The organism is Pseudomonas sp. REP124 (genome assembly GCF_020164475.1).
Lineage (GTDB): Bacteria > Pseudomonadota > Gammaproteobacteria > Pseudomonadales > Pseudomonadaceae > Aquipseudomonas.
Window position 1 is genome coordinate 1 of record NZ_JAIQWX010000018.1, and the last position, 20,746, is coordinate 20,746.

The following is a 20,746-nucleotide window of genomic DNA, read 5'->3' on the forward strand; positions in this document are numbered from 1 at the left end:
CGGCGAGCTGAGGGTCTTGAACACGCTGCGGGTCTTGTTCGCCGGCAGCGGGTACGGCACCGGATGTTCCTTGTGGTACAGGCAGCCGCTGATCAAGGGTTGATCGGGGTCGCCTTCGAGGAAGGTGACCAGCACTTCCATGCCGATCCGCGGGATGGCGATGCCGCCGTAGCGGGCCCCGGCCCAGTCCGAGGAGACGCGCAGCCAGCAGCTGCTTTTGTCGTCGCCCTGGCCTTCACGGTCCCAGTGGAACTGCACCTTGACTCGGCCGTACTCGTCGCAATGGATTTCCTCGCCCTGCGGGCCGGTGACCACGGCAGTCTGGCTGCCGAGAACCCGTGGTTTGGGATGTCGCAGTGGCGGGCGGTAGTGTGCATCCCACGGCGTGGCCTTGAAGCGGTTGCGATAGCCCTGAGTTAACCCATCCTTCAATGTGCTGAAGTCGCTGGTCACCGACTCCTCCAGCACTTGCGGCTGTTCGCCTTCATGAGTGACTTCGGTGAGCAGCCAAAGGTCGTTCCACTTGCCGTTCGGGTGCTCGGTCAGGGAGAGAAAGTGTCCGCTGACCAGCAACGGCTGATCGCTCTCACCTTCGGCGAGCCGGAAGTCGCTACGATGGCGTTCGAGGGCGCGTTTGGCCAGGTGCCGGCCCCGCTCGCGGTCAACGAAACGCCCCGGGTAGTCGTAGTCTTCGAGGTCGGGCCGCGCGTCGATACGGTTTTCACTTTCGAGGGTGATGCGCGGAATTTCGAAGTGGTAATCGCGGCGGGTGGTGCGGCTGGTGCGGGTTTCCAGGCGCAGGTTGAAGCGTTTGATCACAGGTTCGCTGGCGACCAAACCCGAGTCCTGCAGATAGGCGACCGGCGCCAGTTTCGGGAACACCGTCTGATCATCGCCGAAGACCAGCGTGTGGTCGGTGGCGCTGTGCCAGAAGTGGTAGTGGATACCTTCTTCCTCGCACAGACGCTGAATGAAGTGCAGATCCGATTCATCGTATTGCACGCAGTACGGACGCTCGGGATAACGCGAGCCGAGGTTGAACTGGTAGACGTTGCGCAGGATGCCGTGCTCTTCGAGGATCTGGCCGATGATCTTCGGCACGCTGAGGTTCTGGAAAATCCGCTGGTTGATGCGGTGTGCCAGGTACGCCAGTTGCGGGCGAAGAGTCACGGAGTAGCGCGTCAGACGCTTGCCGTTGTCGCCTTGCGCGGCGCGGTAAATCACACCGTGAATGCCGCTGCCACCATTGGAAAGCTGCAGGAACGCCGGTTTGTGCAGCAGGGTTTCGAGGTCCAGCGATGAGCGCTCGCTGACCAGTTCCACTTCGAAGGCATACGGCTGGCTGATGGCCTCTCGACCGCGCAGGGACAGCACCTGAAAGTCGCTGGAAAGCCCTTCGATGGTCAGGGCGAATTGGGGTTGATTGGCGGGTGCGAACATTCCGTGTTCCTCGTGCTGTGCTGCGTGCACCGATGGCTTGAAAGGCCTCGGCGCACGCGAACGGTTTGAAGGGCATCGACCTGTTAGGTGGGTCGATGCCTGTAACGGTCAGCTGCGATTAAACGACGGGGACGCGCCAGTCATCGGAACCGGAAGTGCCGGAGACTTCGTGGGTCCAGGTGATTTTGCGGTAGGTGAAATGCACTTCTTCCAGGTGTGTGTAGTGCAGGTTTTCCGGGTCCTGGCAGTTGTGCATCTTGTTGTTGATGGCAACGATGATCGCGTCTTCCAGTTTGGTGGTGTAGTAGTGCTCCTGGGTGCCTTGCGCGGAGGTGCGGAACCACTGGATCTCGATTTCCGTCATGCGCTCTCCGGACGTCAGCGCGGCTTGCAGCAGCGGCGAAGCCTTGTCGAAGACCTTGGTGACCACAGCGGGTTTGTGAATGCGCTGGCCGGTTGGCTGACCGGATTGCGGGTCACGCGGGATGATCACGTCGTGGGTGAATGCCTGAACCATGACCTGGTCTTCATGACCTTCCTGGAAGGTGTTGCCCACGGAGTCGGCAGTGAAGGCGCCAGCGGTGATCAGGCCTTGTTTTTCGCCGGTAACGGACATGTATGCGGGTGTTGCCATGAGTGTGCTCCTTGCTGAAATTTCAGGGGTTCCCAGAGGGCAAAATCGCCCGGTGGGTGCCTGAGTCCTAGTCAAGGAACGTGCCAGAAATATTGAGGGCCAATGAAACCGGGTAGATGAAGAGGCTTTAGCCGATTTTTGAAACATTTCGACGCCAAATCACCCCAAAAAGTGCGCAAGAAGTTGCGCAGTGCTGTGCAACTTCTTGCGCACTCATCTGTAGGCCTCGAACGACATAGCGTGCAGAAAGGTGTCCACAGCTTTATCCACATTTTTTTGCGCAACTTCTTGCGCAGTTGGGCTCTAACGCATCTTGCGATTTCAGGGGCGAAATAACGGCAATCACCTGCCCAGTTTTTTCCTCATCAATAGCCACAAAAAACCTGCTTTCTCCCTTCCCTGTGCATGAACAGAATACAAATTCCCACGCACAGGAAACGACAGGAGTAAGTCATGACGTTCTCGATTATCGGACGTTGCCCCGAGACCGGGCAGCTAGGCATCGCCATCAGTTCTTCAAGCATTGCGGTGGGCGCGCGTTGTCCCTGGGCGCGGGCAGGGGTCGGGGCGGTGTCTACGCAGAACATCACGCTGCCGGCGCTGGGACCGCAGATTCTCGATCTGCTGGAGCACCAGCATCTGGAGGCCGAGGCCGCGCTGGACAAGGCCCTGAGTGCCAACGGCTGGAGCCAGTATCGGCAGGTCACGGTGATCGATGCGTCCGGGCGGATTGCCTGTTTCAGTGGCAAGGAGTCGCTGGGCGTGCACAACGCCGTGAAGGGCGAGCAGTGCGTGGCGGCGGGCAATCTGCTCAGCGATGTACGGGTGATCGAGGCCATGGTTGAGGCGTTCGAGGCCGAGCCCGGGCAGTTGGCGGATCGCCTGCTGGCGGCGATGCAGGCTGCCATGGCTGCCGGTGGCGAGGCTGGGCCGGTGCATTCCGCGGCGCTGAAAGTGGTGGGCGATTACACCTGGCCGATCATCGATTTGCGGGTCGACTGGGCCGAGGAAGATCCCATCGGTCAGCTCGCCGGTCTCTGGCAGGCCTACCGATCGCAAATGCAGGACTATCTGACCCGCGCGCTCAACCCGACAGCGGCACCGAGCTACGGAGTGCCGGGGGATGAGTGAAGTCTCCAGCCGCGACCTGCTGGAGCGCCTGGTCGGCTTTGCTACGGTCAGCCGCGACTCCAACCTGGAACTGATTCGCTTCATCCAGTATTACCTGGCCGGGCATGGCGTGCAGAGCGAGCTGTTCTACAACGACGAAGGCACCAAGGCCAATCTGTTCGCCAGCATTGGCCCGCAGACCTCCGGCGGCGTGGTGCTTTCGGGCCACACCGATGTGGTGCCGGTCGACGGGCAAGCCTGGACGGTGGAACCGTTTCGCCTGAGCGAAAACAATGGGCGTCTCTACGGGCGCGGCACGGCGGACATGAAAGGCTTCATCGCTTCGGTGCTCGCGGCGGTTCCGCTCTTTGTGCAGCGCCCCCTTCGGGTCCCGGTGCATCTGGCGTTTTCTTACGATGAAGAAGTGGGTTGCCTGGGCGTCCGGCCGATGCTCGAAGAGCTGCAGAAGCGTCCGCACAAACCCGCACTCTGCCTGATCGGCGAACCCACCGAGCTCAAACCCGTGCTCGGTCACAAGGGCAAACTGGCGATGCGTTGTGAAGTGCGCGGTGCCGCCTGCCATTCGGCCTACGCGCCTTATGGGGTCAATGCGATCGAGTACGCCGCGCAGCTGATCGGTCGGTTGGGCAGCATCGGCGAGCAGCTGGCGCATCCCGATCACCATGACTCGCGTTTCGATCCGCCGTATTCCACGGTGCAAACCGGGGTGATCAAAGGTGGCAGGGCATTGAACATCGTACCGGCTGAATGCGAGTTCGATTTCGAGGTGAGGGCGCTGCCGAACTTCGATGCCCAGCAGGTGGCCAGCCAGTTGCAGGCGTACGCCGAGCAGCACCTGTTGCCGAAGATGCGGGCAGTCCAGGCGGATACGGATATCAGGTTGCGGCCGCTGAGTGCCTATCCCGGTTTGGCCACGCCACCGGAGAGTGAGGCGGCGCGGTTGCTGGCGATCCTTAGCCAGTCTTCGGATTTCGGCACCGTGGCTTTTGGTACCGAGGGTGGGCTGTTCGAGCAGGCCGGGATTCCGACGGTGGTGTGCGGGCCTGGCAGCATGGATCAGGGGCACAAGCCTGATGAGTTCATCTCCGTGGAGCAGTTGCGCGGGTGTGATGCGATGTTGGGGCGGTTGGCGGATTATCTGAGTGACGTTATCGCGCCGTTGTAGCTTCCTGTAGGAGCGAGCACGCTCGCGATGGACTCCCAAACACCGCGGGGTGTCAGGCTGCCAGCGTTATCGTTGACGTCCATCGCGAGCGTGCTCGCTCCTACAGGGGAATAGTGTTCAGGGCTGGTTTTGATGGGCAACCTTCTGACTCAACTGCTCCCGACAAAAATCCACGAACAACTGCGCAGGCTTGGTCAGCTGACTGCGCTTGAGGTGAGCGGACGCCAGGCCCGAGGTGGTCACTGGCTCGGTGATGTCGACTGAAACCACCTTTTTCCCATCATAAGTGCATTCCGAATGCGGCCGGGTCACCAGGATCGAGAATCCGAAGCCCTGGCCGACCATGCCGCGCACCATCTCGATCGACGGCGAACTGAACACGATGTTCGGCGTCAGCTCCAGTTCGTGGAACAGGCTGACAAAGTAGGTTCGACTCGGTTGTACATCGAGCAGGATCATCGGCTCGCCGCACAGATCCCTCAACGAAATCGACTGTTGATCAGCGAAGCGGTGCCCTTCAGGCAGCAGGATGTACGGCTTTTGCGGGGGCATCAGCGGCGTGGTCTGGATGGTGCTGTCCAGCCCGTGATCGTAGAGGAAGGCGACGTCGAAGGTGCCGGCGGTCAAGCCTTGCACCAGGTCCTGCTGCTCGCCGTCGCGGATGCGGATATCGACGCCCGGGTACAGCTTGCGAAAGTCGGCAATCAACTGCGGCAGGTACAGCGGAGCGACCGTCTCGAAGCAGCCGATGTCGATCTGCCCGGACACCGTATCGTTATCCGCCAGCGCATTCTGTTCGAACTCCCGGGCCATGCGCAGCAGCTCCTGCGCCTTGTGGTAGAAGCGCGTGCCGGTGGGCGTCAGGGACACGCCCTGGGCATGGTGGCGGATGAACAACTGGACGTTGAACGACTCTTCCAGGCTCTTGATCGCCGTCGACACCGAAGGCTGCGCGATGTAGAGCTGCCTCGACGCCTCCGCGACGCTGCCGGCTTCCACCGTGGTGACGAAGTACTTGAGTTGCCGCAAGGTATAGGAAGCCACACGCACCTCTTTGTTTTCGCTGACGCAAGAATGCCTGGCTGAACCTTACCTCATGGCGGGTCCGGGCTGGCCAAACCCTTGCCAAGTTTTTTCTTATGTCCCGAGCATATTTTTACTAATTTTCCGATTCGCACGGCTGACGCACTATCTGCCCAATCAGATAGCAACCCCATATAACAACCCCGACCATCCAAATGGTCGTAAAGGGAGCGTAGCGTGTTCGACCTCGACTACTGGCAGCAGAGAGCTGCCCGGCAAACCTTCTCCGATAAAGCCTTGATCGATGGCCGGCAGATCTCTGCCGCTTCAGGCGCGACATTCGACTCGATCAACCCGGCCACCAACCAGTTGCTGGCCCGCGTTGCAGCCTGTGGCGAAGTCGAAGTGGACATGGCCGTTCGCAGTGCCCGCCGTGCTTTCAACGAAGGCCCTTGGGCACGCATGGCACCGGTGGAACGCAAGCGCGTGCTGCTGCGCCTGTCCGAGCTGATGCTGGCCCATCGCGAAGAACTGGCCCTGCTCGATTCCCTCGACATGGGCAAACCGGTGATGGATGCCTACAACATCGACGTACCGGGCGCTGCCCACGTGTTCGCCTGGTACGGCGAGGCGCTGGACAAGCTCTACGATCAGGTCGCACCCACCGCGCCATCGGCGCTGGCGACCATCACTCGCGAACCTCTGGGCGTCATCGCTGCCGTTGTGCCGTGGAATTTCCCGTTGGACATGGCGGCCTGGAAGCTCGCACCGGCCCTGGCCGCCGGCAACAGCGTGGTGCTCAAGCCCGCCGAGCAATCGCCGTTCTCGGCCCTGCGTCTGGCGGAACTGGCGCTGGAAGCCGGCTTGCCGGCCGGCGTGCTGAACGTGGTGCCGGGTCTGGGTGAGTCCGCCGGCAAGGCGCTGGGCCTGCATCCCGATGTCGATTGCCTGGTGTTCACCGGCTCGACCCAGGTGGGCAAATACTTCATGCAGTATTCCGCGCAGTCGAACCTCAAGCAGGTCTGGCTGGAGTGTGGCGGCAAGAGCCCGAGCCTGGTGTTCGATGACTGCCAGGATCTGGATCTGGCCGCGGAGAAAGCCGCGTTCGGCATCTTCTTCAACCAGGGCGAAGTCTGCTCGGCCAACTCGCGCCTGTATGTGCAGCGTTCGATCAAGGACGAGTTCATCGAACGGCTCATGGAAAAAGCCAAAGCCTGGATGCCGGGCGATCCGTTGAACCCGGCAAGCCGCGCCGGCGCCATCGTCGATGCCAGCCAGGCCGCGCGGGTGATGAGCTTTATCGAGCGTGCCGGGCAGGACGGCGCGCGACTGGTCACAGGTGGTCGGCGCTTGAGCTTCAACGGCTCCGACAACTTCATCGAGCCGACCATTTTTGCCGACGTCGCCCAGGACGCACACCTGTCCCGCGAAGAGGTCTTCGGGCCCGTGCTGGCGATCTCCACCTTCGACAGCGAAGAGCAGGCGGTGCAACTGGCCAACGACAGCATCTATGGCCTGGCGGCCTCGGTCTGGAGCGACGATTTGAATCGCGCACACCGCGTGTCCCGCGCCTTGAAGGCGGGCACCGTGTCGGTCAATACCGTCGACGCCCTGGACGTCACCGTGCCATTCGGTGGCGGCAAGCAGTCGGGTTTTGGTCGTGACTTGTCACTGCACTCTTTCGATAAGTACACCCATTTGAAAACCACCTGGTTTCAATTGCGTTGAATTGCACTTGATTAATTAACCGCGCACTCACTGTGTGCGGTTTGAAGAATAAAAAGATGTCCCGGCGCGGATGGTAAATCGCGTATTTGCGACCGCGTGGTCGTGACTGCCTCAGTAACCAATCACAATTAAAAAGTGAGGGAGCTTTATATGTTCAAGTCTTCGAGCGTTACAGCGGTTGCTGGTATTTCAGCACTACTTGCATTCACGGCACCGGTCATCGCTCATTCCGAGAGCCTGACGGTGATTTCCTTCGGCGGTGCCACCAAGGCGGCGCAGGAAGGGGCTTACTTCAAACCCTTTGAAAGCAGCGGCGCCGGCAAGGTGGTGGTCGGCGAGTACAGCGGTGAGCTGTCCAAGGTCAAAGCCATGGTCGATGTCGGCCAAGTCAGCTGGGATGTTGTCGAGGTGGAAAGCCCAGAGCTGGTGCGCGGCTGCGAGGAGGGCCTGTTCGAACGGATCGATCCGGCCCTGATCGGTGATGCCGGCAACTACCTGCCGGGTGCCGTCAGCGAGTGCGGTGTGGCCAGTTATGTGTGGTCGATGGTGCTGGCTTACAACGCGGGCAAGGTGGGCGCGGCGCCGACGTCCTGGGCTGACATGTGGAACCTGCAGCAGTTTCCGGGCAAGCGCGGCCTGCGCAAGGGTGCCAAGTACACCCTGGAAGTGGCGCTGCTTGCCGATGGCGTGAAGCAGCAGGACCTCTACAAGGTGCTCAACACCAAGGAAGGCGTGGACCGGGCGTTCAAGAAACTCGATCAGATCAAGCCTTCGATCCAGTGGTGGGAAGCCGGCGCACAACCGCCGCAATGGCTGGCCGCGGGCGATGTGGTGATGTCCGCCGCCTACAACGGGCGCATCGCCGTGGCGCAGAAGGAAGGCTCGAAACTGGCGATCTCATGGAACGGTCACCTCTACGATCCGGATCACTGGGCCATCGTCAAAGGCAGCCCGAACAAGACGCTGGCGCAGAAGTTCATCGTGTTCGCCAGCCAGGCCAGCGGGCAGAAATCCTTCTCCACCCAGATCCCGTACGGGCCGATCCGCAAGGACGTGCTGGAGCAGTTGCCGGCTGACACCCTGGCGCAACTGCCCACTGCTCAGGCCAACCTGGCTGAAGGGCAACTGGTGGACGCGACCTTCTGGGTTGATCACGGCGAAGAACTCGAAGAACGCTTTAACGCCTGGGCGGCACGCTAAGCACTGCCGGCTTTTAACAACTAACGGGCTCGCGTCTTCGGACGTGCGCCCGTTATTTATTTTTAGTGCCAATAGTTGCCCGAAAAATCGGCACAGCTTTTTTCTGGTTAATAACGACAAAAATCATAATTTCGTTATTTGCACTCTCTGAACACAATACAAACACCCCGCAAATAAAGTTTAAGCGCGGAACTTGATTATCAAACCGTCGCGACACCGTCGCCTCTTTGAAGGACACAAGCATGACCACTAACAAGATTGAAATCGATACGCTTGTTGTCGGGGCCGGCCAGGCTGGCGTCGCCATGAGCGAACACTTGACCAAGCTTGGGGTTCCGCACCTGGTGCTGGAGCGCAACCGCATCGCTGAAGCCTGGCGCACCGGTCGCTGGGATTCGCTGGTGGCCAACGGCCCGGTCTGGCACGACCGCTTCCCGGGCCTGGCATTCGAAGGTCTCGAGCCCGATGAATTCGCCTCCAAGGAGCAGGTGGCGGCCTATTTCGAAGCCTATGCCGAGAAGTTCGAAGCGCCGATTCGTACCGGTGTCGAAGTGAAGAAAGTGGTGCGCAACGCTGATCGTCCAGGTTTCACCATCGAAACCTCCGAGGGTGTGATCGAGGCTAATCGCGTGGTGGCGGCGACCGGTCCGTTCCAGCGTCCGGTGATTCCGCCGATTGCTCCGAAAGACAGCTCGATCACGCAGATTCACTCGGCCCAATACTTCAACCCGCAGCAGCTGCCAGAAGGCGGTGTGCTGGTGGTGGGGGCCGGTTCTTCCGGTGTGCAGATCGCCGATGAATTGCAGCGCGCGGGCAAGCAGGTCTACCTGTCGGTCGGCCAGCATGACCGTCCGCCTCGTGCCTATCGCAACCGCGATTTCTGCTGGTGGCTGGGGGTGCTGGGACTGTGGGATGCCGAAGTCATGCAGCCTGGCCGTGAGCACGTGACCATTGCGGTCAGCGGCGCCCGGGGCGGGCAGACCGTGGACTTCCGCGAGCTCGCCCAGCAAGGCGTGCAGCTGGTGGGCTTGACCCAATCCTTCAACGATGGCGTGGTGACCTTCCAGCAGGACCTGGCCCGCAACATCGCTGCTGGGGACGAGAACTACCTGTCGCTGCTGGATGCGGCGGACGCCTACATCGCGCGCAATGGCCTGGACCTGCCGGAGGAGCCTGAAGCACGGCGGACCCTGCCGGATCCGGACTGCATCACCAACCCGATCCTGGAGCTGGATCTGGCCGAAGCGGGCATCACTTCGATCATCTGGGCCACCGGTTACGCGGTTGATTACAACTGGCTGCAAGTCGACGCCTTCGACGACAAGGGCAAGCCTCGCCATCAGCGCGGCGTGTCGAGCGAGCCGGGGGTTTATTTCGTCGGGTTGCCGTGGCTGTCGCGTCGCGGGTCGAGCTTCATCTGGGGTGTCTGGCACGACGCCAAGCACGTCGCCGGCCACATCGCCACCCAGCGCCAGTACCTGCAGTACCGCGATCCGTCGCAGCGCTGAGTCATTTTTTATTCATTCATTTTCAGGACATTTTCGATGCCAACTCACACACGAATTCGCATGTTCAACACCAAGGACACCTATCCGAACCAGTCCCTGGACAACGACCTTTGCCAGGCGGTACGGGCGGGTAACACGGTGTATGTCCGCGGCCAGATCGGCACCGATTTCGAGGGCAATCTGGTAGGTCTGGGCGACCCGGCGGCCCAGGCCGAGCAGGCGATGAAGAACGTCAAACAGCTGCTGGAAGAGGCGGGGAGCGATCTTTCGCACATCGTCAAAACCACCACCTACATCATCGACCCGCGCTACCGCGAGCCGGTTTATCAGGTGGTGGGCAAGTGGCTCAAGGGTGTGTTCCCGATCTCCACGGGGCTGGTGATTTCCGGGCTGGGGCAGCCGCAGTGGTTGATGGAGATCGATGTGATTGCGGTGATTCCGGATGATTGGAAGGCCAACTGATCACCATTGATTGGATGTGGACCACTAATCCTGAGTGCAATGAAACACCTGTGGGAGCGGGCTTGCCCGCGATGGCGGTGGGTCAGGCGCCATTGATGTTGTATGTGCTGGCCCCATCGCGGGCAAGCCCGCTCCCACAGTTTATGTGTTGTGCGTTTATGGCGTTGCCGGGAGGAGGAACCGCGCAATCACCGGCAGATGATCGGAGATACGCAACGTATCATCCTGCCGCACCGTCGCCTCGACCCGCTTGATCCGCGGGCTGTAGAACAGGTAATCGACAGTACGATCCGGGCCGTTCAGGCCGGGATCATTGGGATACTGAGTCAGCCAGCGGGCGCGGTCGATGCCGCTGGCTTCGTTGTTAGTGGGGATCATCGGGTACTTGTCCCACAGCAAATGCAGGGCGCTGTCGGCGGAGTAGGGCGTGCGCTGTTCGCTGGGCAGGCGCTGGTACTGCCCCAGCGGCAACAGGTTGAAATCGCCACCGATCAGCCACGGCGTACCTCGACCTTCAAACTTGTCGAGCACCTTGGCCACAGCGGTTACCTGCGCCTGCAAGGTCTCGTCCGGTTGCGTCACGCGGTCCAGGTGAGTGTTGAGCACGGCCATCTGGCCGCCGTCGTTCAGCGGCAGATAAGCCGCCAGCAAGGCGTTCTTCGGCTGGAACTGACGACTGATCAAGTTGGCCTTTGCCACCGGCAATTGCAGGCGCTGGGCGTGATCGATCTGAAAGCGGCTCAGGGTCGCCAGTTGCCGGCCAACGCTGCCGAAGATGTGCGGATCGGGGACGAAATCGGCCTTCCAGTCGTAGGCGGCGACACTGCACGGATACAGGTCGGCGACCCGTTCGTGCAGCAGTTTGAGCTGGTTCTGGTAATCGCTGGCTTTGGCGCCATCGTCCAGTTCCTGCAGCAGCACCACGTCCGGCTGCTCGTCGCGAATCACCCGCGCCACTTCATCGAGGCTGAAGGCCATGTCTTCGGGAGTGGGGGATTCGTCGGTGCCGTGGGCCAGGTCATTCCAGAACACGTAACGCTTGCCCGCCAGGTACTGGACGTTCCAGGTCATGACCTTCAGCGCCTGACCGGGCGCCAGGGTCGGTGCCCGGGTGCTGCAACTGACCGGCAGCACCTCCCGGGCGTCGGGGCGCCAGGTGAGGTTGTAGATCGACAGGCCGATCAGGACAATCGCAATCAACAATGCCAGCAAGGTGTAGCGCAGCAGTCGGGTCATGGCTCGGCTTAACGCGTTACGGAAATTGTCCCCGAGCATACCCGACTGACGAGCGGTCACCCAAGGTCAGCGTGGCCCTTCGATTTTTTCCGGCACCTCGCCGATCAGCATGAACAGGCGGAACAGCACCACGCTGGTGAACAGTTGCAGGAAGCTGTGGGCGCTGTCGATCAGCAGCGAGATCACCGGGTTCTGCGGTTCGGGATAGACCGCCAGCGTCGCGCCTTTGAGCAGCCACAACGGCCCCATCACACACAGGATGCACACCAGAATGCGCATGAAATGACCGCGGGTCAGGCGCAGGCTTTCCTTCATCGCGGCCAGTGGCGACAGGCCACGCAGCACCAGCAGGTATTCACCGAAGGCCAGGGCGACCATCAGCCAGATCCCCGGCAGGAAATACAGCGACAGGCCCAACAGAATCAGCAGGGTATTGAGGGCGGTCAGCAGGGCGAAGCGCGGCCACAGGTAGGCGGAACGGGACAGTAACTCGCGGTTGCTCGGCGATTCGCCACGGCTGCGGGCGTCGAGAAACAGGATCAGCGCGGCGGTGTACAGCGGATACACCAGCAGGCCCACGATCACGCTGATGCCGGGGATCGTGTCTGGCTCGGTGGAGTGGTCGACCACCTGTTGCAGCAAGGCTTCGATGATGACAAGCGGCAGGCACAGCTGGACGATCTGGCCCAGATTGCGCTTGAAGAAATACAGAGAGTCACGCAGTACGTCGAACGGGTTCATCAGTCGGCATCGTCGGTATAAAACAGTCACTCACTGTAACCGATGATGTACCGCCTGAAGCAAACGTAAACATTCGGTAAAGGTCATTGAAACATCCGGCATCAACCTCCATTAGGGATGAGCACCTTGTCCACAATGGGTGAGGGCAACGATTTTCCCGGCAATCTATGAGGTCGCCATGAACAGCGAAGAACAAACCCTGATCGATGGACTGTTTTCCCGGCTGCAACAGGCCGAAACGGACGCAGCCCCGCGCGATGCCCAGGCCGAGGCGCGGATCAAGGAACACCTGAACCGCCAGCCGGCGGCAGGTTATTTCATGACACAGGCGATTCTGGTTCAGGAGGCGGCGATCAAGAGCCTCGATGAACAGAACAAGCAGCAGGCCCAGCAGATCCAGCAGTTGCAGGCCGATCTTCAGCAGGCCCGGGCGCAGACAGCGGCGGCGCCTGCACCAAGTGGTGGTTTCCTGTCGAGCATTTTTGGCGGTGGCTCCCGCGATCCTCAGCCTGCTCCGAGCCAGAGCGCACCGATGTCCGGTGGTGGCGGCTGGCGTGAGCCGGGGCGCTCTTCGTTCAATTCGCAGCCACCGCAGCAGAACTTCGGTGCGCCGCAGCAGAATTTCCAGCAACAAGGCTATGCACCTCAGCAGCAAACTCCTGCGGCCGGCAGTAGCTTCCTCGGCGGCGCCCTGAAAACCGCTGCGGGTGTGGCAGGTGGCGTGATGCTGGCCCAAGGCATCAGCAGCCTGTTCAACCACAATCAGCAACCGCAGGAAATCGTCGAAGTGATCAAGGAAGAGCCGGCCCAGGTCAACGACCAGGGCAACAATGACTGGGGCGACGATCAGCGCATGGCCAACAACGATTCCTGGGGCAACGATCAGGGCGGTTTCACCGATACCGACTATAACGATGACAGCTCATCGTTCTTTGGCGGCGACGACGACTCCTACGTCTGATGCACCATTCGTCCGGAGCGCTGCGGCGCTTCGGGCCGATTATTCGCGGAATCCGCCTTCGCGCTGGCATACTGGGCGCCTTTTCGGGCCTGGTGCCTGACCCAGCCTGTGTTCTTTTGAAGGTGTCCGGTGAAAAAAATCGCAGTGTTCGCCGATGTCCAGAACCTCTATTACACCGTGCGTCAGGCCTACGGTTGTCACTTCAATTACGCCGCCTTGTGGGCTGAAATCAGCAGACAGGGGCAGATCGTCGAGGCCTACGCCTACGCCATCGATCGCGGCGACAGCAAACAGCAGCAGTTTCAGCAGATCCTGCGCAACCTGGGTTTCACCGTGAAGCTCAAGCCCTACATCCAGCGCAGCGACGGCTCGGCCAAGGGCGACTGGGACGTGGGCATCACCCTCGACATCATGGACGCGGCCGATCACGTCGACGAAGTGGTGCTGGCCTCCGGCGACGGGGATTTCGACATGCTGCTCGAGCGCATCATCAGCAAGCACGGCGTGCAGGCGGTGGCCTATGGCGTACCCGGCCTGACCGCCAACTCGCTGATCCGCGCCGCCAGCCGCTACGTGCCGATTGAAGGCGCGTTGCTGCTCAAGAATTGATTTATACGGAGTTGTAAAAGGTTGGAACGCATCGCAATCATCGACTTTGAAACCACCGGGATCTCCCCGAGCAGCAGCTGCCGCGCCACGGAAATCGCCGTGGTCATCCTCGAACAGGGGCGGATCGTCGATCGTTACCAGAGCCTGATGAACGCCGGCGTGCGTGTGCCGGCCTTCGTCGAACAGCTCACCGGCATCAGCAACGCCATGCTGCGCACCGCGCCCTCGGCCGAACAGGTGATGAACGAGGTCAACGAATTCGTCGGCATCACGCCGCTGCTGGCGCACAACGCCGCGTTCGACCAGAAGTTCTGGGATTTCGAACTGGGCCGCATCAAACGCACCCGCCTGCAGAATTTTGCCTGCTCACTGCTCCTGGCTCGCCGACTGATGCCGGCGGCGCCGAACCACAAACTCGGCACCCTCACCACCTTCGCCAACCTGCCCCACACCGGCAAGGCCCACCGCGCCATGGCCGACGCCGAAATGGCGGCCAACCTGATGGCGCATCTGGCGGGTGAGTTGCGGGAGACGCACGGGGTGCGGGAGTTGTCCCATGATTTGCTGTGCAAGTTGCAGAAAGTGCCGGCGGCGAAGATTGGTGAGCATCTGAGGCGGCATCGGGGCGTCTGATCTGTGGGAGCGGGCTTGCCCGCGGTGGATTGCGACCGACGCTAAACCCTGTGGGAGCGAGCCTGCTCGCGATGGACTTTCAAGCGCTGCGGGGTGTCAGGTTTCCCGAGTCATCGTTCACGACCATCGCGAGCGTGCTCGCTCCTACATGTTCTGTGTTGATTCACGTCTTTGTGTTTAACCAGGTCTTCAGATAGGCGATTCGTCCTGCAAAACGTTGGGAATCGTCCGTCTTGTCCGGCTTCTGTGGCATCTCTAACCTTGGAACGTCGCTGCCAATTCAGCGACCGGGACTGCAAGCCCGACGATCGATTGTGAGGAGACCACTAGCCGCAGCTATAATCGCGTCGCTTCGATTAGCGACCATCGATTTATGGTAGCTGTGTGCGGGAGACCTTCGGGTCTGCCGAGGGGTCTCCTTCTCGGTCTTGCAGCCCGTGCATAGCTGCCACCCATCATCTGCAAGTGATGCCGGCAGCTCCGACTTTCAAAGGAGACTTGTCATGCTGGACATTATTTCGAATCCCCCTGAACACAACGCTCTCTTCATTCCTCAAACCTTCATTCGCCATCACATTCAACTGCGAGCCGTTCTACTGCACGCAGAAGCCTGGTTCTGTGCCCGCGATATCGGCCGCCTGATGGGGTTGGATATCAACGGCAGGCAAGTGCTCAAGCTGGATGCGGATCAGCGGCGGATGATGCGGTTGTCTGCAAGCGAAGACGCACCAGAAATGTTGATGCTGAGCGAGTCCGGCGTCTACGCGATGCTGGTTTACCACTATTGCCCGGAGAACCGTCATCTACGGCGTTGGCTGACCCACCATGTGGTGCCGATGTTGCGCGAGGGCGCAGGGCCGGCTTTGACACAAGCGCCGCAGCTGCGGGCGGTGGAGTGGGCAGGGGGAACGTTGCGGTTGCTGCATTGGCGCACAGAACCCTGGGTTCGCCTGCGGGACATGCCGGGGCTGTTGTCGGCGAGTTTTAGCGGGGCTTGATTTCCTGTAGGAGCGAGCACGCTCGCGATGAACTTCCAGGCGCCGCTGGGCATCAGGTTTCCCGCGTTAACGTTGGCGACCATCGCGAGCAGGCTCGCTCCCACAGGGTTTAGGGGCGTTTTCGGGTTTTCTGCTGGTTTCGACATGCCCCAACGGCATGTGATCGACTTTCGAAAGCACGGTTGATTGCCATGAACTCCGTGTTTTGAAAAGTGTACCGACGCATTAAACAAGTTTTGTAACTTATTTTTCGCCACCAGCCTTTTTAGAATAGCGGTTCACCTGTCCTGCCTGTGAGCTGCCCCATGCCCGGCCTCCGTCGCTTTCCCTTGCCCTTGATCGCTGCCTTTTTCGCCTTGTACGTGATCTGGGGTTCGACTTACCTGGTGATCCGCATCGGCGTTGAATCCTGGCCGCCGTTGCTGTTGGCCGGCATTCGTTTCGTGATCGCGGGCACGCTGATGTACGGCTTTCTGCGCTGGCGCGGGGCTCCGGCGCCGACCTGGGCGCAGTGGAAAGCCGCCGGCATCATTGGTGTGTTGTTGCTGGCGGGCGGCAACGGTGGAGTCAGCGTTGCCGAACACATGGGCGTGGCATCCGGAGTGGCCGCGCTGGCGGTGGCGACGGTGCCGCTGTTTACCCTGCTGTTCGGTTACTTCTGGGGTGCACGCAATACCCGCCTGGAATGGGCCGGGATTGTGCTGGGGTTGATCGGCATTGCCATGCTCAATCTCGGCTCAAACCTGCAATCGAGTCCGTTGGGCGCAACCCTGCTTATTTTGGCCGCGGCCTGCTGGGCGTTCGGTTCGGTGTGGAGCAAACATCTGCCATTGCCCCAGGGCGCCATGGCCAGTGCCGTGGAAATGCTGGTCGGTGGCGTGGTGTTGTTGATCGGCAGTGCGGTCAGTGGCGAGCACCTGGATAAAGTGCCGCCGATCGAAGGCTGGATCGCCCTGGCGTACCTGACGATCTTCGGTTCGATCATCGCTTTCAACGCCTACATGTACCTGTTGAAACACGTGCGCCCGGCCGCGGCCACCAGCTATGCCTACGTCAACCCGGCGGTGGCGGTATTGCTGGGGATCGTGTTTGTCGGCGAGACCATCGGTATCGCAGAAGCACTGGCGATGCTGGTGATCATCAGCGCCGTGGTGCTGATCGGCCTGCCGCAGTGGCGCCGCCCGGTTGTACCACCGGTGGCGAAGGTCGTGCCGACTGCGGTGCCGACAGAATCCCGCGTGAATTAGGGTAAACTGCGCGGCATTGCACACTCGTTTCCGCACAACCGCGCTGAATTTTCCTACGGTACTTCCATGACTTTCGCCACCCTTGGCCTGATCGAACCCTTGCTGCGCTCTCTCGAGACGCTCGGCTACCAGACTCCGACGCCGGTTCAGGCGCAGGCCATTCCGGCAGTGCTGGCCGGTCGCGACCTGATGGCCGCCGCCCAGACCGGCACCGGCAAGACTGCCGGTTTCGCCTTGCCGCTCCTGCAATTGCTGGCCATGGAAGGGCCGAAAGTCGCCGCCAACTCGGTGCGCGCACTGATTCTGGTGCCGACCCGCGAGCTGGCCGAGCAGGTTCACGAAGCCGTGCGCCAGTACGCCGAAAACCTGCCGCTGCGCACCTACGCGGTGTACGGCGGCGTCAGCATCAACCCGCAAATGATGAAGCTGCGCGGCGGCGTCGACCTGCTGGTCGCGACTCCGGGCCGCTTGCTCGATCTGTTCCGCCAGAACGCGCTGAAATTCAATCAGCTGCAGACCCTGGTGCTGGACGAAGCCGACCGCATGCTCGACCTGGGCTTCTCCGAAGAACTGGCGAGCATCTACCGGGCACTGCCAAAAAAGCGCCAGACGCTGCTGTTCTCCGCCACCTTTTCCGATGACATTCGCCTGCTGGCCGGGCAGATGCTCAACGACCCGCTGAGCATCGAAGTCAGCCCGCGCAACGTGGCGGCCAACACCGTCAAGCAGTGGATCGTGACGGTAGACAAGAAGCGCAAGCCGGAACTGTTCGTGCACCTGATGCGCAAGGGCAAGTGGAAGCAGGTGCTGGTGTTCGCCAAGACCCGTAATGGCGTGGACGCGCTGGTGGAAAAACTCCAGGGCCTGGGCGTCAACGCCGACGGCATCCACGGCGACAAGCCGCAAGCGACTCGTCAGCGTGCGCTGGACCGTTTCAAGATCGGCGAAGTGCAGATCCTGGTGGCTACCGACGTTGCGGCCCGTGGTCTGGATATCGAGGACTTGCCGCTGGTGGTCAACTTCGACCTGCCGATCGTGGCCGAGGATTACATTCACCGGATCGGTCGTACCGGCCGCGCTGGTGCGACCGGTGAGGCGATATCGCTGGTGTGCGCAGATGAAGTGAATCTGCTGTCGGCCATCGAGATGCTGACTCGCCAGACTTTGAAGCGGCAGAACGAGCCGGAGTTTGAGCCTGAGCATCGGGTGCCGGACACCGATGCCAGTGGTCAGGTGATCAAGAAGCCGAAAAAACCGAAGAAGCCGAAGGTTTCCGGTGGTGGCGGCAAGCGCAATCTGGGCAAGTGGGTGGATAGCGGGGATGCTGCGCCGGTGGAACCTGCGGTGAAGCCAGTGCGTAAGGTGCCGGTGTTCAATACTGGGCCGCGCAAGCGCAAGCCTTGATCTGCTGCGGCGTCTGTTAAGCCGCCTTCGCGAGCAAGCCCGCTCCCACATTGGATTTGTGAACAACACAGATCCCCTGTGGGAGCGGGCTTGCTCGCGAAGGGCGCACCGCTGATTTCAAGCCTTGCGCCGCAACCACTCCACGATTCCCAACCCCGCAGCCCGCCCACTGGCGAAGCACGCGGTCAGCAGATAGCCCCCCGTCGGCGCCTCCCAGTCGATCATTTCCCCCGCGCAGAACACCCCAGGCACCTGCTTGAGCATCAGGCGCTCGTCCATCGACTCGAACAACACACCGCCAGCACTGCTGATGGCTTCGTCCAGTGGCCGGGTTTTGACCAGGGTCAGGGGCAAGGCCTTGATCGCTTGGGCCAGCGACGCCAGGTCGGCGAAGGTGTCGGCGGAGGTCAGTTCGCGCAACAGCGCGGCCTTCACGCCATCGATGCCGAGCTGGCTGTGCAGATGTTTGGACATCGAGCGCGAGCCGCGGGGCTTGCTCAGCGCGGCGAGGATTTTATCCACAGGTCGGCCGGGCAGCAGGTCGATATGCACGGTGGCGCTGCCCTGTTGATTGATCGCCTCGCGGATCGGCGCCGACAGGGCATAGATCAGGCTGCCTTCGATGCCGGTAGCGGTGATCACGCATTCGCCGAGGCGCGGCACATCGTCGTTGAGGCCGATGGCGACGTTTTTCAGCGGGGCACCGGCGAATTTGCTGACCAGCAATTCGCTCCAGGCCTGCACCTCGAAGCCGCAATTACTTGGCTGCAGGGGCGCCAGTCCTACGCCGCGCTTCTCCAGTTCCAGCATCCAGGCGCCATCGGAACCCAGGCGCGCCCAGCTGCCGCCGCCGAGGGAGAGCAGGGTGGCGTCGGCCTGAACGGTTTTCTCGCCGTCGGGGCTGTGGATAAGCAAGTTGTGCTGTGCGTCCCAGCCAAGCCAGCGATGGCGGGTGTGGATAACTACGCCGCTGTCGCGCAGGCGCTTGAGCCAGGCGCGCAGCAGGGGCGCGGCTTTCATGTCGGTGGGGAACACCCGGCCGGAACTGCCGACGAAGGTTTCGATGCCCAGGTCGTGAATCCACTGGCACAAGGCGTCCGCGCCGAAACCGCGCAGCAGCGGCGCGATCTGCGGGGCGCGTTCGGCGTAGCGGGAGAGGAAGGCGGGGTAGGCTTCGGAATGGGTGATGTTCATTCCGCCGACGCCGGCCAGCAGGAACTTGCGGCCCACCGAGGGCATGCCGTCGTAGAGGTCGACCAGGATGCCGGCCTGGCTCAACACTTCGGCCGCCATCAGACCGGCGGGGCCGCCGCCGATGATGGCGACTCGATGGGAAGGGGAAGTGTTGGGCTGGGTCATGATCAACGCTGCGGTGTGGCGGAATAGCCGCGCATTCTAGCAGTACACGGAAACTGTGGGAGCGAGCCTGCTCGCGATGGCGGTGTTTGAGTCGCCTCAGTGTCGATGCTGAAATTATCGCGAGCAGGCTCGCTCCCACAGAGGGTGGCGGTGTGGCTGAGAATGGGGTGGTCAAAAAATGATCAGCGGTCTGTAGGCCACAGTGCGCAAGGCCTGTAGTCCCTTTCACTCAGGTTATCCACAGGCGGCTCCACAGCCATTGTGGGTAAAGCATCCACAACTCAATGACAGCCTGATGACGCCCAGACCCGTTGTGCGCTGTGATGCAGGATGCCATGGCGGCGGGCCAGGGCCTTGCGGTCCTTGCTGTAGCCGCCGCCTATAACGCCAACCACGGGAATATCGCGGCCCAGGCAGTGGCGCATGACGCTCTCATCCCGGGCAGCGACGCCTTGGTCGGTGAGTTTCAGGTAACCCAAGGCGTCGTCCTTATGCACATCCACGCCGGCGTCGTACAGGACCAGGTCGGGCTGGTAGAGCGGCAGCAGGTAGTTGAGCGCGTCGTCCACCACCTTCAGGTAATCGGCATCGCCCATGCCTTTTGGCAGCGGAATGTCCCAGTCGCTTTCGGCCTTGCGTGCAGGAAAATTCTTTTCGCAATGCAGGGAAACGGTGATCGCCTCCGGTGTGTTGTGCAGGATGCGTGCGGTGCCGTCGCCCTGATGCACATCGCAATCGAAGATCAGCACGCGATTGACCCGGCCGCTTTGCAGCAGGAAATGGCTGATCACTGCCAGGTCGTTGAAGATGCAGAAACCGGCCGGATGGTCGTAATGCGCGTGGTGGGTGCCACCGGCCAGATGGCAGGCCAGGCCATGTTCCAGCGCCTGTTCGGCCGCCAGCAGCGAACCGCCGACCGCCCGCACCGTGCGCCGGGCCAGGGCTTCGCTCCAGGGCAGGCCGAGGCGCCGTTGATCTTCGCGAGACAATTCGCCACCCATGTAGCGTTCGATGTACGAAGGATCATGGGCGAGGGCGAGAATCTCCGGCGGGCACAATTGCGGGCGCAGCAGGTCGGCGTCGCGGGTCAGCCCGCTTTCCACCAGGTGATCGCGCAGCAAGCGAAACTTGTCCATAGGGAAGCGGTGATCCGCCGGAAACTCGGGGCTGTAGTCTTCGTGGTAAATCAACGGCAGGGGCATGGCTGAAATGTCTGACATGAAGGCAGGTAGGAACGAGTGAAGGATCCTACCAGCGTTGTAGACTG

19 protein-coding genes are annotated in these 20,746 nt (G+C 61.3%); 12 read left to right on the forward strand and 7 right to left on the reverse strand.

Annotated features, from left to right (window positions below; translation table 11 throughout):
- Both K9857_RS06770 and K9857_RS06775 read right to left on the reverse strand, forming a co-directional pair.
- Positions 1–1,440: type VI secretion system tip protein VgrG (locus tag K9857_RS06770; protein ID WP_224534120.1), on the reverse strand; the 1,440-nt coding region annotated here is incomplete at its 3' end.
- 118 nt (positions 1,441–1,558) lie between these two features.
- A complete protein-coding gene (locus K9857_RS06775) occupies positions 1,559–2,074 on the reverse strand; it encodes an Hcp family type VI secretion system effector (protein ID WP_224534121.1) in 516 nt (171 codons plus the stop codon).
- Between the two features lie 453 nt (positions 2,075–2,527).
- Between K9857_RS06775 and K9857_RS06780 the strand changes: the two genes are divergently transcribed.
- Both K9857_RS06780 and argE read left to right on the forward strand, forming a co-directional pair.
- Positions 2,528–3,205, forward strand: coding sequence for a DUF1028 domain-containing protein (locus K9857_RS06780; RefSeq protein ID WP_224534122.1), 678 nt, complete (start codon positions 2,528–2,530; stop codon positions 3,203–3,205).
- Positions 3,198–4,370, forward strand: coding sequence for an acetylornithine deacetylase (argE, locus tag K9857_RS06785; RefSeq protein WP_224534123.1), 1,173 nt, complete (start codon positions 3,198–3,200; stop codon positions 4,368–4,370). The genes K9857_RS06780 and argE overlap by 8 nt, the downstream gene beginning before the upstream one ends.
- Before the next feature lie 117 nt (positions 4,371–4,487).
- Here argE and K9857_RS06790 read toward each other — a convergent pair whose 3' ends face one another.
- The gene (locus K9857_RS06790) at positions 4,488–5,414 is read right to left on the reverse strand and encodes a LysR family transcriptional regulator (protein ID WP_224534124.1); all 927 of its coding nucleotides are present in this window, start codon (positions 5,412–5,414) and stop codon (positions 4,488–4,490) included.
- Between the two features lie 216 nt (positions 5,415–5,630).
- On the opposite strand from K9857_RS06790, the gene K9857_RS06795 reads away from it, so the two are divergent.
- From K9857_RS06795 to K9857_RS06810, 4 genes are all read left to right on the forward strand, one after another.
- On the forward strand, positions 5,631–7,121 hold the full coding sequence (locus K9857_RS06795) for an aldehyde dehydrogenase (RefSeq protein WP_224534125.1): 1,491 nt from the start codon (positions 5,631–5,633) through the stop codon (positions 7,119–7,121).
- 150 nt (positions 7,122–7,271) lie between these two features.
- Positions 7,272–8,321, forward strand: a complete 1,050-nt coding sequence (locus K9857_RS06800; RefSeq protein ID WP_224534126.1) for an ABC transporter substrate-binding protein — start codon at positions 7,272–7,274, stop codon at positions 8,319–8,321.
- Between the two features lie 242 nt (positions 8,322–8,563).
- The gene (locus K9857_RS06805; RefSeq protein ID WP_224534127.1) at positions 8,564–9,829 is read left to right on the forward strand and encodes a flavin-containing monooxygenase; all 1,266 of its coding nucleotides are present in this window, start codon (positions 8,564–8,566) and stop codon (positions 9,827–9,829) included.
- 36 nt (positions 9,830–9,865) lie between these two features.
- The gene (locus tag K9857_RS06810; RefSeq protein ID WP_224534128.1) at positions 9,866–10,291 is read left to right on the forward strand and encodes a RidA family protein; all 426 of its coding nucleotides are present in this window, start codon (positions 9,866–9,868) and stop codon (positions 10,289–10,291) included.
- A gap of 156 nt (positions 10,292–10,447) precedes the next feature.
- Here the strand turns inward: K9857_RS06810 and K9857_RS06815 are convergent, their stop codons facing one another.
- A complete protein-coding gene (locus K9857_RS06815; RefSeq protein ID WP_224534129.1) occupies positions 10,448–11,527 on the reverse strand; it encodes an endonuclease/exonuclease/phosphatase family protein in 1,080 nt (359 codons plus the stop codon).
- Between the two features lie 66 nt (positions 11,528–11,593).
- On the reverse strand, positions 11,594–12,268 hold the full coding sequence (locus tag K9857_RS06820) for a YciC family protein (RefSeq protein WP_224534130.1): 675 nt from the start codon (positions 12,266–12,268) through the stop codon (positions 11,594–11,596).
- Positions 12,269–12,446: 178 nt separating this feature from the next.
- Between K9857_RS06820 and K9857_RS06825 the strand changes: the two genes are divergently transcribed.
- The 6 genes from K9857_RS06825 (at position 12,447) to K9857_RS06850 (ending at position 18,120) form a co-directional block, all read left to right on the forward strand.
- Positions 12,447–13,229, forward strand: coding sequence for a DUF2076 domain-containing protein (locus tag K9857_RS06825; RefSeq protein ID WP_224534131.1), 783 nt, complete (start codon positions 12,447–12,449; stop codon positions 13,227–13,229).
- A gap of 129 nt (positions 13,230–13,358) precedes the next feature.
- A complete protein-coding gene (locus tag K9857_RS06830) occupies positions 13,359–13,838 on the forward strand; it encodes an NYN domain-containing protein (protein ID WP_224534132.1) in 480 nt (159 codons plus the stop codon).
- A gap of 21 nt (positions 13,839–13,859) precedes the next feature.
- Positions 13,860–14,471: a PolC-type DNA polymerase III gene (locus K9857_RS06835; RefSeq protein ID WP_224534133.1), complete on the forward strand. Its 612-nt coding sequence runs from the start codon at positions 13,860–13,862 to the stop codon at positions 14,469–14,471.
- A gap of 503 nt (positions 14,472–14,974) precedes the next feature.
- On the forward strand, positions 14,975–15,469 hold the full coding sequence (locus K9857_RS06840; RefSeq protein ID WP_224534134.1) for a Bro-N domain-containing protein: 495 nt from the start codon (positions 14,975–14,977) through the stop codon (positions 15,467–15,469).
- Between the two features lie 305 nt (positions 15,470–15,774).
- Entirely contained in the window at positions 15,775–16,716 is a 942-nt protein-coding gene (gene yedA / locus K9857_RS06845) for a drug/metabolite exporter YedA (RefSeq protein ID WP_224534135.1), read from the forward strand.
- A 66-nt stretch (positions 16,717–16,782) separates the two neighbouring features.
- Positions 16,783–18,120 carry a DEAD/DEAH box helicase gene (locus K9857_RS06850; RefSeq protein WP_224534136.1) on the forward strand — a complete coding sequence of 446 codons (1,338 nt, stop codon included), beginning with the start codon at positions 16,783–16,785 and terminating at the stop codon, positions 18,118–18,120.
- 117 nt (positions 18,121–18,237) lie between these two features.
- Here K9857_RS06850 and K9857_RS06855 read toward each other — a convergent pair whose 3' ends face one another.
- Both K9857_RS06855 and K9857_RS06860 read right to left on the reverse strand, forming a co-directional pair.
- A complete protein-coding gene (locus K9857_RS06855) occupies positions 18,238–19,479 on the reverse strand; it encodes a TIGR03862 family flavoprotein (protein WP_224534137.1) in 1,242 nt (413 codons plus the stop codon).
- A gap of 281 nt (positions 19,480–19,760) precedes the next feature.
- Complete coding sequence (locus K9857_RS06860; protein WP_224534138.1) at positions 19,761–20,681, reverse strand: histone deacetylase; 921 nt, start codon at positions 20,679–20,681, stop codon at positions 19,761–19,763.
- Positions 20,682–20,746: the final 65 nt, after the last annotated feature.

Excerpts from the sequence above, each read along its gene's own strand:
- K9857_RS06840 (WP_224534134.1), top strand. The coding sequence starts at position 14,975 with ATGCTGGACATTATTTCGAATCCCCCTGAACACAACGCTCTCTTCATT.
- K9857_RS06800 (WP_224534126.1), top strand. The coding sequence starts at position 7,272 with ATGTTCAAGTCTTCGAGCGTTACAGCGGTTGCTGGTATTTCAGCACTA.
- K9857_RS06850 (WP_224534136.1), top strand. The coding sequence starts at position 16,783 with ATGACTTTCGCCACCCTTGGCCTGATCGAACCCTTGCTGCGCTCTCTC.
- K9857_RS06855 (WP_224534137.1), bottom strand. The coding sequence starts at position 19,479 with ATGACCCAGCCCAACACTTCCCCTTCCCATCGAGTCGCCATCATCGGC.
- K9857_RS06805 (WP_224534127.1), top strand. The coding sequence starts at position 8,564 with ATGACCACTAACAAGATTGAAATCGATACGCTTGTTGTCGGGGCCGGC.
- K9857_RS06775 (WP_224534121.1), bottom strand. The coding sequence starts at position 2,074 with ATGGCAACACCCGCATACATGTCCGTTACCGGCGAAAAACAAGGCCTG.
- K9857_RS06815 (WP_224534129.1), bottom strand. The coding sequence starts at position 11,527 with ATGACCCGACTGCTGCGCTACACCTTGCTGGCATTGTTGATTGCGATT.
- K9857_RS06820 (WP_224534130.1), bottom strand. The coding sequence starts at position 12,268 with ATGAACCCGTTCGACGTACTGCGTGACTCTCTGTATTTCTTCAAGCGC.
- K9857_RS06825 (WP_224534131.1), top strand. The coding sequence starts at position 12,447 with ATGAACAGCGAAGAACAAACCCTGATCGATGGACTGTTTTCCCGGCTG.
- K9857_RS06860 (WP_224534138.1), bottom strand. The coding sequence starts at position 20,681 with ATGCCCCTGCCGTTGATTTACCACGAAGACTACAGCCCCGAGTTTCCG.
- argE (WP_224534123.1), top strand. The coding sequence starts at position 3,198 with ATGAGTGAAGTCTCCAGCCGCGACCTGCTGGAGCGCCTGGTCGGCTTT.
- K9857_RS06810 (WP_224534128.1), top strand. The coding sequence starts at position 9,866 with ATGCCAACTCACACACGAATTCGCATGTTCAACACCAAGGACACCTAT.
- K9857_RS06780 (WP_224534122.1), top strand. The coding sequence starts at position 2,528 with ATGACGTTCTCGATTATCGGACGTTGCCCCGAGACCGGGCAGCTAGGC.
- yedA (WP_224534135.1), top strand. The coding sequence starts at position 15,775 with ATGCCCGGCCTCCGTCGCTTTCCCTTGCCCTTGATCGCTGCCTTTTTC.